Raw genomic sequence first — 10,940 nt, forward strand, 5'->3', positions numbered from 1 at the left:
CATAGAAGGGAGCAGAAAATGAGTGATGAATGGAATTGGGGACAGGAGCCAGAGAAAACGGATGGCAGCTCCCAACAGCCAGAGAATACAGATGAATCCGGATCGGCTGCATCGGATCAGACAGCGGCCCCCGAAGATGAATTGAATGAAAATGTAACTTATCATTACAAATATACCAGCAGCAGAAATTCAGATGGTGCAGGAAGCACAGACAATGGAAATTATTACGCTTCCAGCAACAATTCAGATACTTCCGGAAATTCATCCAAAGACAGCGGTTTTGAGTCCCAATCTTCGGAACCCAGATATGCGCATTATCAGGTTGATGAACAGGAGAAGAAGCCTGAGGAAAAAAAGAAAGGAAGACATCACAGACTTCATAATGATAAGGCAGCATCTTCCGGTTTTGGAAGGAAAGCAGGAAATACTATTACGCTGGCTGTGATTTTTGGTCTGGTGGCAGGTCTGGTATTTCAGGCAGTGAATATGGTGTCGGATAAATATTTTAAGAAAGAAACTCAGACTGCAGTAGGGTCTGCAGAGACACTTACTTCTTCAGCATCTGCCAGTACCACGGCAGAAGAAAGCACAGATGCAGGCGAAGGCATCAATGCAGAAATCGTAGCAAATGAAAAAGGTCCCGTTGCAGGGGTTGCCCAGGCTGCAATGCCCTCAGTCGTGGCAATCACTTCAGTAAGCATGCAGGAAATTCGCAGCTTTTTCGGCTATGGAATGGAATATCCCAGTACAGGAAGCGGTTCTGGTATTATTGTCGGAGAGAATGATGATGAACTTCTCATTGCTACCAACAATCATGTAGTGGAGGGCGCTACTACACTGAGTGTCTGCTTTATCGGAAGTGATGTGGTAAGTGCAGAACAGGAAACTGAGAATTATATAAATGGAAATGGAGACTTGAATATTGATGGTGCAGTTTCCGCAAAGATAAAAGGAACTGACGAGGATACAGACCTTGCGGTGATTGCAGTTGAAAAAAGTGACATTCCGGAAGAAACCATGAGCCAGATTAAAATTGCCCAGCTTGGCAATTCGGATGATCTTGCTGTTGGTGAGCAGGTGGTTGCCATTGGTAATGCACTTGGTTATGGTCAGACTGTAACATCTGGCTGGGTAAGTGCCCTGGATCGCACTGTTCAGTCCGATTCCAATACTTATGAGGAGCTGATCCAGACAGATGCAGCAATCAATCCTGGCAACAGTGGTGGTGCCCTTTTAAATATGCAGGGAGAATTGATTGGAATTAACTGTGCCAAAATTGCATCAAGCAGTATAGAGGGAACCGGATATGCCATTCCGATTTCCAAGGCACAGCCCATTCTGGAAGAACTTATGAATCGTAAGACAAGGGATAAAGTTTCAGATGAGTCACAGATTGGCTATCTGGGAGTTAAATTCGCCGATCTTTCCAGAGAAGCAATCCAGATGTATAATATGCCATCTGGTGCATTTGTTATGGATGTGTATCCGGGAGAGGCAGCAGATAATGCCGGAATCCAGAAAAGCGATATTATTACCAAGCTGGATGGCCAGAAGGTTTCAAGTAAGGCTGATATCAACGATAAGCTTCAGTATTATTCAGCTGGTGAAGAAATCGAAATTGAGGTGGCACGGTTAAATAACGGAGAGTATGAGGAATCGACAGTAACTGTTACATTGAGTGCAAGACCGGATGGTAATCAGTAATATGCAAGGGGAGCTGATAAGGCTCCCCTTTTCACATTTTATAAAAAGTTAATTTCTAAATCAGAGAAAAGTATGGTACAATAAGAAAACAAAAATGATTTTTACATAAGATAGGAAAGACTGCTGGTCAGCCTGATAACAGCAGCAGGAAAGGAAATAATTATATGACTGAACATTTTGACGATGAAAAAGACGAAATCATCGATGGCGATATAACAGAGAAGAACGATGATCACGAAGATGACAGCGATTATGAGAAATTCTGTTTTCTCTGTCATCGTCCGGAGAGCCAGGCAGGCAAAATGATCGAGCTTCCTAACAATATACATATCTGTAATGATTGTATGCAGAAAAGCTTTGACACCATGACCCAGCAGATGAATAACGGACTGAATCTGAACGATCTTCTTAATATGCCTAATGTGAGTATGATCAATCTGGGCAGTATTCAGGATGCAATTCCCCGTCCGAAGAAAGTAAAGAAGAAAAAAGAAGATGCCAGGCCAGAGATTGATCTTAAGAAGATCCCGGCACCACATAAGATCAAGGCAAGCCTTGACGAATATGTAATTGGTCAGGAGAGAGCCAAGAAAGTAATGTCTGTTGCTGTCTATAATCATTATAAGCGTGTGGCTACAGACACTATGGATGAGATTGAGATAGAGAAGTCCAATATGCTGATGATCGGACCTACCGGATGTGGAAAGACCTACCTGGTAAAAACTCTTGCCAGACTTCTGGACGTGCCGCTGGCTATTGCAGATGCTACTTCTCTTACAGAGGCAGGCTATATTGGTGACGATATTGAGAGTGTGATCTCCAAGCTTCTTGCTGCAGCAGATAATGATGTGGAGAAAGCAGAGCATGGGATTGTCTTTATTGATGAGATTGACAAGCTGGCCAAGAAAAAGAACACCAATCAGCGTGATGTAAGCGGTGAAGCGGTTCAGCAGGGACTTTTGAAGCTTCTGGAGGGAAGCGAGGTAGAGGTGCCGGTCGGAGCCAACAGCAAAAATGCCATGGTTCCTATGGTAACGGTAAATACCAGAAATATTCTGTTTATCTGTGGAGGGGCATTCCCGGATCTGGAGAATATTATCAAGGAGAGACTGAATAAGCAGGCATCTATCGGCTTTTACGCAGACCTGAAGGACAAATATGACAATGATCCACATATTCTGGAGAAGGTAACAGTAGATGATATCCGTGCATTTGGCATGATTCCGGAATTTATAGGACGTCTGCCGATTATATATACACTGGACGGACTGAATGAGGATATGTTAGTGCAGATCCTGAAGGAACCGAAGAATGCAATTTTGAAACAGTATCAGAAGCTCCTTGCCCTGGATGAGGTGAAGCTGGATTATGAGGAGGATGCGCTTCACGCGATTGCGGCCAAGGCACTGGAGAAGCATACTGGAGCCAGAGGTCTTCGCGCCATTCTGGAGGAATATATGCTGGATATCATGTATGAGATTCCGAAAGATGACAGTATTGGACAGGTGATCATTACCAGAGAATATATTGAAGGTACAGGCGGTCCGAGAATCCTGCTTCGCGGACAGGAAATTCCCCTGATCGGGATGGCTCAGTAGACAGGGAAACAGGTGTTTCATCACTTTGCAACTGTTCAGGAGACAGCTTTTAGCCGTAAAAGTACTAAATAGTTACAACACTTTTTATATGTAAAGGAGATGGTATTATGGCACGCGATTTTTTTGACGAGTTAAGTGACACAATTACAAGGACAACCAAGGATCTTGGAAAAAAAGCCGGTCAGCTTTATGAGGCGCAGAAGATCAGAAGCAAGATTTCCAGTGAAGAGCAGATGGTACAGAAACTGAAAGCAGACATTGGAAATGTGATCTTTGAGAAGTACAAAGAAGGTGCAGAAGTAGAAGAAGCTCTTAAAGGGTTCTGCGAAGAGATTGAGCAGCATCTGGATATTATTGACGGATATAAGGATGCAGCAGCGGAGATGAAGGGACGGAAAATCTGTCCGGCATGTGGAAAAGCTGTAGACAGAAGTGTCTCCTTTTGTCCATACTGTGGCTCTGTATGCCCGACTCCGGAACCAGAGAAAGCTGAGGGCGATGTGGTGGACACTGAGACTGCAGAACCTGTAGAAGAGACAGAAGAGAAGCAGGCAGAGAATGAGGCAGGTGCAGAGGAAGAAAAGGCCTCAACAGAAGCTGAGAAAAGTGGTCAGGATTTTCCTGGTAAATAAGGAGGCTGCATGTATGCTTTCGCTAACAATTGCCGGCGGAATCTTTCTGCTGGATTATAAGATAAAAGAACATATTGACAGTACCCGCCTTCAGGGAAGCAAAGAAGAAGTGCTGGGAGGCAGACTGCTCCTTCGGAACTGTCACAATAAAGATAAGATTCTTGGTAAGGTGAAAATCGGCAGGGAGAATTGTCAGGAGCTTGCAGCAGCCGGTATGGGCTGTGTGGCAGGAGAATACTGGCACCAGCTTCTCCACGGCGGAAATAAGCTTAGCAGAGCCGGTCTTGCCATGATCCTGGGTGGTGGAATGTCCAACTACACAGACCGTCGAAATAAAGGATATGTTACAGATTATGTGAGCCTGAATGTGAAGAACAAAGAAATTCGTAAGATCGTATTTAATCTGTCTGACGTATGTATTGCTGCAGGTACCATTCTGTGGGCAGCAGGAAATTTATTTTCATATAGGAAAAAATAATCTGAGACAGAAAACAAAAGACACCTGGCACAGTGCGCTAGGTGTCTTTTGTTTTTCTGGAGAGCAGTGAGGGAGGATAAGGCTGCTTTGTATCTGTGCGTTCCAGCAGATAATCTACACTTACATTATAGAAGTCTGCAATTTTGCATAAGACATCAGGAGGAATGATTCTTTCCCCTCGTTCATAACGTGAGTAGGTACGCTGGATCACATTGAGATAGTGAGCCATGTATTTCTGTGTCAGATCATGATCTTCCCGCAGCTCTCTGATTCTTTTGTACGTCATATTTCATTTCTCTGGTGTAAAAGTATAAATAGTATCAGCCGTCAGCCACAGGTGGATAACGGTTGATTTCATTATAAATTGCGGTTCCCCTGGAATAGGTAAAAAGACCAAAATGGACTAAGAACAAATCTCTGTCGGAATCCTAAAGGATACAAAAATATATTTTTTAAATTTTTCAAATTTTTTTGAAAATTAGTGTTGACATTTGACTGAATGTGTTGTATTATAATCAAGCAGTCGCGAGAGAGCGATTGAAACATAAGAAATGCAGGAGTGGCGGAATTGGCAGACGCGCAGGCTTCAGGTGCCTGTGGTCGCAAGATCGTGTGGGTTCAAGTCCCATCTCCTGCATTATTTTTTTTCTTTTGTTACGAATGCCAGAGTTGCGTATAAGGTTGGCTGTGAGGCACAGGATGTCTCTTTTATTCAGACTCGGATCCAGTAGCTTTTTTCTGTTGTGCAATTTTTTTCAGCACAACAGAATTTTTTTTTGCTCATATTTTGTTGAAAAAAGCATTTTGCTATGATACAATCTTGAAGATTTAGGATAAAATAAGAAAGAAAATGACATAAGAAAGGGAGATTGTATGAAAGCATTTCTGATATTAGAAGATGGCCATGTATTTACAGGAACCAGCATTGGTTCTGCAAGGGAAGTCATCAGTGAGATTGTTTTTAATACTTCCATGACCGGTTATCTGGAAGTAATGACAGACCCGTCTTACGCAGGACAGGCGGTATGCATGACCTATCCATTAATAGGAAATTATGGAATCTGTTATGATGACCAGGAATCCACCAGACCGTGGATCGACGCATTTATCGTACGTGAATTATCCCGTGTTCCAAGCAATTTCAGAAGCGTTGACACCATTCAGCATTTCTTGACCAAGCATGATATTCCTGGAATCGCAGGAATCGACACCAGAGCTCTTACCAAGATCCTCCGTGAGAAAGGTACCATGAACGGTATGATCACAGTGGATGAAAATTATGACTTAAACGCAATTCTCCCCAAGTTAAAAGCATATACAACTGGTAAAGTAGTGGAAAAAGTAACCTGCCGTGAGAAAGAAATCCTTCCTGGAAATGGTCCGAAGGTTGCACTTATGGATTTTGGTGCAAAGCGCAACATTGCCTGTTCCCTGAATAAGCGCGGATGTCAGGTAACTATTTACCCGGCTCTTACACCGGCAGAGGAGATCCTTGGAGATCATCCAGACGGAATCATGCTCAGCAATGGCCCTGGAGACCCGAAAGAATGCACTTCTATTATTAAAGAAGTAAAGAAACTTTACGATTCCGATGTTCCGATTTTTGCAATCTGTCTTGGACATCAGCTGATGGCACTTGCAACAGGCGGAGATACCTATAAGATGAAATATGGTCACCGCGGTGGAAACCATCCGGTAAAAGACCTTACAACAGGCAGAGTTTACATCTCTTCCCAGAATCATGGCTACGTAGTAGATGCCAAGGACCTTGAGGAGAAAAACATTGCTCATCCTGCATTTGTAAACGTAAATGACGGAACAAACGAAGGAATGGCATACGTTGGAAAGAATATTTTCACTGTACAGTTCCATCCGGAGGCATGCCCGGGACCGCAGGATTCCAGTTACCTGTTTGACAGATTTATGGATATGATGGGAGGAAATAAATAATGCCAAGAAATAAAGACATTAAAAAAGTACTTGTTATTGGTTCAGGTCCGATCATCATCGGCCAGGCAGCAGAGTTTGACTACGCAGGAACACAGGCCTGCCGTTCCCTGAAAGAAGAAGGTCTGGAGGTTGTTCTTCTGAACTCCAATCCGGCTACAATCATGACAGATAAAGATATTGCAGACCGTGTTTACATTGAGCCTCTTACCGTAGAAGTGGTAGAGCAGCTGATCCTGAAAGAGAAGCCAGACAGCGTTCTTCCTACCCTGGGCGGTCAGGCAGGTCTGAACCTTGCCATGGAGCTGGATGAGAAAGGCTTCCTGAAAGAACATAATGTAAGACTGATCGGTACTACAGCCCAGACCATTAAGAAAGCTGAGGATCGTCAGGAATTCAAAGATACCATGGAGAAAATCGGCGAGCCGGTTGCAGCTTCCAAGGTTGTTACCACGGTGGAGGATGGTCTTGCATTTACCAATACCATTGGCTATCCGGTTGTTCTTCGTCCTGCTTACACCCTTGGCGGAAGCGGCGGCGGAATTGCCCACAATGAATACGAGCTTCGTGAGATTCTGGAGAATGGTCTTCGTCTTTCCCGTGTTGGAGAGGTTCTGGTAGAGCGCTGTATCGCAGGCTGGAAAGAAATTGAGTATGAGGTAATGCGTGACAGTGCAGGAAACTGCATCACTGTCTGCAATATGGAGAACATTGACCCGGTTGGTGTCCACACAGGAGACTCCATCGTAGTTGCTCCGTCCCAGACTCTTGGAGACAAAGAGTACCAGATGCTCCGTACCTCTGCCCTGAACATTATCACAGAGCTTGGAATCACAGGCGGATGTAACGTTCAGTACGCACTGAAACCAGACAGCTTCGAATACTGTGTCATTGAGGTTAACCCTCGTGTAAGCCGTTCCTCTGCACTTGCAAGTAAGGCTACCGGTTATCCGATTGCAAAGGTTGCTGCGAAGATCGCACTTGGTTATACACTGGATGAGATCCCGAATGCCATCACCGGAAAAACATACGCAAGCTTTGAGCCAATGCTTGACTACTGTGTTGTTAAGATCCCGAGACTTCCATTTGATAAATTTATCACAGCTAAGAGAACCCTTACCACTCAGATGAAAGCTACCGGTGAGGTTATGAGTATCTGCCATAACTTTGAGGGTGCTCTTATGAAGGCAATCCGCTCCCTGGAGCAGCATGTGGACAGCCTTATGTCCTATGATTTTACCCAGCTTACAGACGAGGAGCTGCTTGCTGAGCTGGCAATCGTAGATGACCGCAGAATCTGGAAAATCGCAGAGGCAATCCGCCGTGGTATGCCGCAGTCCATGCTTCATGACATCACTCAGATTGATATCTGGTTCATTGACAAGCTGGCAATCCTGGTTGGAATGGAAAATGCCCTGAAGAACAGAAAGCTTACCAAAGAGCTTCTTCTGGAAGCAAAACGTATGGAGTTCCCGGACTACATCATTGCCCGTCTTACAGGCAAAACAGAAGAAGAGATCAAAGATCTTCGTGCAGATTACGGTATCAAGGCTGCTTATAAGATGGTAGATACCTGTGCAGCAGAGTTTGCAGCTGCAACTCCATATTACTATTCTGTATATGGTGATGAAGGCACTGAGAATGAGGCAATTGCCACACCGGATAAGAAAAAGATCCTGGTACTTGGCTCCGGCCCGATCCGTATTGGACAGGGTATTGAGTTTGACTTCTGCTCTGTACACTGTACCTGGGCTTTTGCGAAAGAAGGATATGAAACTATCATTATCAACAACAACCCAGAGACAGTTAGTACAGACTTTGATATTGCAGATAAACTGTATTTCGAGCCTCTTACACCGGAAGATGTTGAGAATATTGTAAATATTGAGAAACCGGACGGAGCTGTTGTACAGTTCGGTGGACAGACCGCCATCAAGCTGACAGAAGCTCTTACAAAGATGGGCGTAAAGATCCTTGGAACATCTGCTGAGAATGTAGACGCTGCTGAGGACCGTGAGCTGTTCGATGAAATCCTGGAGAAATGTCAGATTCCGAGACCGAAGGGACACACTGTATTTACCGCAGAAGAGGCGAAGAAAGCAGCAAATGAGCTGGGCTATCCGGTTCTGGTTCGTCCTTCCTACGTACTTGGCGGACAGGGTATGAGAATTGCTGTAAGCGATGAGGATGTGGAAGAGTACATTGGTGTGATCAACCAGATCGCACAGGAGCATCCGATCCTTGTTGATAAGTACCTGATGGGAAAAGAAATCGAGGTTGATGCAGTTTGCGATGGCGAGGACATTCTGATTCCTGGTATTATGGAGCACATTGAGCGTGCCGGAATCCACTCTGGTGACAGTATTTCCGTATATCCGGCAAGAACCATCAGCGAGAAAGCCAAAGAGACTATTGCAGAGTACACCAGACGTCTTGCAAGAGCACTTCATGTAGTGGGTATGATCAATATCCAGTTCATCGTTCTTGGGGATGATGTATATGTAATCGAGGTTAATCCACGTTCCAGCCGTACCGTACCTTACATCAGCAAAGTTACCGGAATCCCGATTGTACCGCTGGCAACCAAGGTAATCCTTGGATATAAACTGAAAGATATGGGCTATGAGCCTGGTCTTCAGCCAGAGGCAAAACACATTGCCATCAAGATGCCGGTATTCTCCTTCGAGAAGATCCGCGGCGCTGATATCAGCCTTGGACCGGAGATGAAGTCTACCGGTGAGTGCCTTGGTATTGCAGAGACCTTCAATGAGGCTCTTTACAAAGCATTCCTTGGAGCTGGAATCCGTCTACCGAAGTATAAGAACATGATTATGACTGTAAGACCGGAAGAGCAGGAGGACGCTGTACCGATCGCTAAGAGATTTGAGGCACTTGGATACCGTATCTATGCCACAAGAGGAACAGCCAATACTCTGAAAGAGCATGGTGTTAAGGTGATCCGTACCAACAAGCTGGAGCAGCCTGCACCGAACCTTATGGACTTGATCCTTGGTCATAAGATTGATGTGGTTATTGATATCCCATCTCAGGGTGTTGAGCATCAGAAGGATGGTTTCGTGATCAGACGTAATGCTATTGAGACAGGTGTAAATGTTCTTACCAGCCTTGATACTGCAGAGGCTCTGGTAACAAGTCTGGAAAACACAGATGCTAACAAGCTGAGCCTGATTGATATTGCGACTATTGCAAGAAGGTAATAAACACGCTCTAAGACATTAAACAAAGGTTACTGTTCACTCCGTTCACAGTAACGCGCTTCGCGATGCACAGAAAGACGAACCTTCTTGTGACAAGCACAAGAAGTAGCGTTTGCTGCGCAAACTTAATTCTCGGGTTTTCTGTGAACTTTGTTCACAAAAAACGCCTCGCGGAACGTTACCAGTGAACAGTAACAAACAAAGGCTAAATTTTGCGAAAAATGCAAAATACAAGTTTACGAAAGCAAAGTTGTGTAATATACTAAAGAGGACGGAGAAGTTCAGGTCTCCGTCCTCATTTTGTTGAAGTTAGAAAGGGGTAGAAATGGATATTATCGAACTTTTAAAGGTAATTTTCCTGGGTATTGTTGAGGGAATTACTGAGTGGCTCCCTATCAGCAGCACCGGGCATATGATCCTGGTTGATGAATTTATTCATCTGAATGTTTCACAGGATTTTATGGACGTATTTCTGGTTGTGATCCAGCTTGGAGCCATCCTTGCAGTTGTTGTTTTGTATTGGAATAAGCTGTGGCCTTTTTACATAAAGAAGCTTCCAAGAAGAACCCAGATGGCTATTGCGAAGAAGCCCAAATGGGCACAGGTGATCCTGAATTTTGTGGAGCGCTTCTGCGATAAAGAGAAATGGGTGCTGTGGTTTAAGATTGTGGTAGCATGTCTGCCGACCATTGTGATCGCACTTCCGTTTGATGATTTCATTGAAGAACATTTTAATAACTATGTGGTTGTTGCCATTGCACTGATCGTCTACGGTGTTCTGTTTATTATTGTGGAAAACTATAATAAAAGCAGAGAGCCGCAGTGCACAAGTCTGGAAGATTTATCTTTCAAGACGGCGTTTCTCATCGGCTGTTTTCAGGTGCTTTCCGTTATTCCTGGTACATCCAGATCTGGTTCTACCATCATTGGAGGAATCCTGGTTGGTACTTCCCGTACCGTTGCAGCTGAGTTCACCTTTTTCCTTGGAATCCCGGTTATGTTCGGAGCCAGCCTTCTGAAGATTGTGAAATTCGGTTTTGGATTTACCGGTACAGAGGTGCTGATCCTGGTGATCGGTATGGTGGTAGCGTTTGTAGTTTCCATCCTGGCAATCAAGTTCCTGATGGGCTATATCAAGAAACATGATTTCAAGGCATTTGGATGGTACAGAATCGTACTTGGTGCGCTGGTTTTGGTTTACTTTATTGGTAAGACTTTACTGGCATAAATTATATATAAGAAATTTCGGCGCCAGCCTGCAAGGGAAAATTTGCAGGTTGGCGTTTTTGCTATTTAGTGGGTTGAAAAGTTCTTCAGGAGGGACGCATTTGGACAATGTGTATTACTCACTCGCCGGCGCAAC

At 44.4% G+C, this 10,940-nt stretch carries 8 protein-coding genes and 1 tRNA gene; 8 read left to right on the forward strand and 1 reads right to left on the reverse strand.

Annotated features, from left to right (window positions below; genetic code table 11):
* Positions 1–18 precede the first annotated feature (18 nt).
* The 4 genes from AB5618_RS07375 to AB5618_RS07390 all read left to right on the forward strand — a co-directional run bounded on the left by AB5618_RS07375 (position 19) and on the right by AB5618_RS07390 (position 4,412).
* Positions 19–1,704, forward strand: a complete 1,686-nt coding sequence (locus AB5618_RS07375; protein WP_173719289.1) for a S1C family serine protease — start codon at positions 19–21, stop codon at positions 1,702–1,704.
* A gap of 164 nt (positions 1,705–1,868) precedes the next feature.
* Positions 1,869–3,302 (forward strand): ATP-dependent Clp protease ATP-binding subunit ClpX, encoded by a 1,434-nt coding sequence (clpX, locus tag AB5618_RS07380; protein ID WP_118579648.1) that lies wholly within the window; start codon positions 1,869–1,871, stop codon positions 3,300–3,302.
* 107 nt (positions 3,303–3,409) lie between these two features.
* The gene (locus tag AB5618_RS07385) at positions 3,410–3,934 is read left to right on the forward strand and encodes a zinc ribbon domain-containing protein (RefSeq protein ID WP_173734899.1); all 525 of its coding nucleotides are present in this window, start codon (positions 3,410–3,412) and stop codon (positions 3,932–3,934) included.
* A 13-nt stretch (positions 3,935–3,947) separates the two neighbouring features.
* Positions 3,948–4,412: a signal peptidase II gene (locus AB5618_RS07390; RefSeq protein ID WP_173734898.1), complete on the forward strand. Its 465-nt coding sequence runs from the start codon at positions 3,948–3,950 to the stop codon at positions 4,410–4,412.
* 37 nt (positions 4,413–4,449) lie between these two features.
* Here the strand turns inward: AB5618_RS07390 and AB5618_RS07395 are convergent, their stop codons facing one another.
* Positions 4,450–4,698, reverse strand: coding sequence for a helix-turn-helix domain-containing protein (locus AB5618_RS07395; protein ID WP_118579639.1), 249 nt, complete (start codon positions 4,696–4,698; stop codon positions 4,450–4,452).
* Between the two features lie 267 nt (positions 4,699–4,965).
* Here AB5618_RS07395 and AB5618_RS07400 point away from each other — a divergent pair.
* The 4 genes from AB5618_RS07400 (at position 4,966) to AB5618_RS07415 (ending at position 10,805) form a co-directional block, all read left to right on the forward strand.
* Positions 4,966–5,049 (forward strand) — tRNA-Leu (locus AB5618_RS07400).
* Between the two features lie 236 nt (positions 5,050–5,285).
* Positions 5,286–6,362 carry a carbamoyl phosphate synthase small subunit gene (locus AB5618_RS07405; RefSeq protein ID WP_173719469.1) on the forward strand — a complete coding sequence of 359 codons (1,077 nt, stop codon included), beginning with the start codon at positions 5,286–5,288 and terminating at the stop codon, positions 6,360–6,362.
* Positions 6,362–9,577, forward strand: a complete 3,216-nt coding sequence (gene carB / locus AB5618_RS07410) for a carbamoyl-phosphate synthase large subunit (RefSeq protein WP_173716140.1) — start codon at positions 6,362–6,364, stop codon at positions 9,575–9,577. Before AB5618_RS07405 ends, carB begins: the two co-directional genes overlap by 1 nt.
* A 325-nt stretch (positions 9,578–9,902) precedes the next feature.
* Positions 9,903–10,805, forward strand: coding sequence for an undecaprenyl-diphosphate phosphatase (locus AB5618_RS07415; RefSeq protein ID WP_173719467.1), 903 nt, complete (start codon positions 9,903–9,905; stop codon positions 10,803–10,805).
* Positions 10,806–10,940 lie beyond the last annotated feature (135 nt).

The sequence above is a fragment of the Ruminococcus sp. J1101004sp1_RTP21198st1_B9_RTP21198_201120 genome, assembly GCF_040924245.1.
Lineage (GTDB): Bacteria > Bacillota > Clostridia > Lachnospirales > Lachnospiraceae > Blautia_A > Blautia_A faecis.

Coding starts and splice junctions, on each gene's coding strand:
- AB5618_RS07375 (WP_173719289.1), top strand. CDS start 19: ATGAGTGATGAATGGAATTGGGGACAGGAGCCAGAGAAAACGGATGGC.
- clpX (WP_118579648.1), top strand. CDS start 1,869: ATGACTGAACATTTTGACGATGAAAAAGACGAAATCATCGATGGCGAT.
- AB5618_RS07385 (WP_173734899.1), top strand. CDS start 3,410: ATGGCACGCGATTTTTTTGACGAGTTAAGTGACACAATTACAAGGACA.
- AB5618_RS07390 (WP_173734898.1), top strand. CDS start 3,948: ATGCTTTCGCTAACAATTGCCGGCGGAATCTTTCTGCTGGATTATAAG.
- AB5618_RS07395 (WP_118579639.1), bottom strand. CDS start 4,698: ATGACGTACAAAAGAATCAGAGAGCTGCGGGAAGATCATGATCTGACA.
- AB5618_RS07405 (WP_173719469.1), top strand. CDS start 5,286: ATGAAAGCATTTCTGATATTAGAAGATGGCCATGTATTTACAGGAACC.
- carB (WP_173716140.1), top strand. CDS start 6,362: ATGCCAAGAAATAAAGACATTAAAAAAGTACTTGTTATTGGTTCAGGT.
- AB5618_RS07415 (WP_173719467.1), top strand. CDS start 9,903: ATGGATATTATCGAACTTTTAAAGGTAATTTTCCTGGGTATTGTTGAG.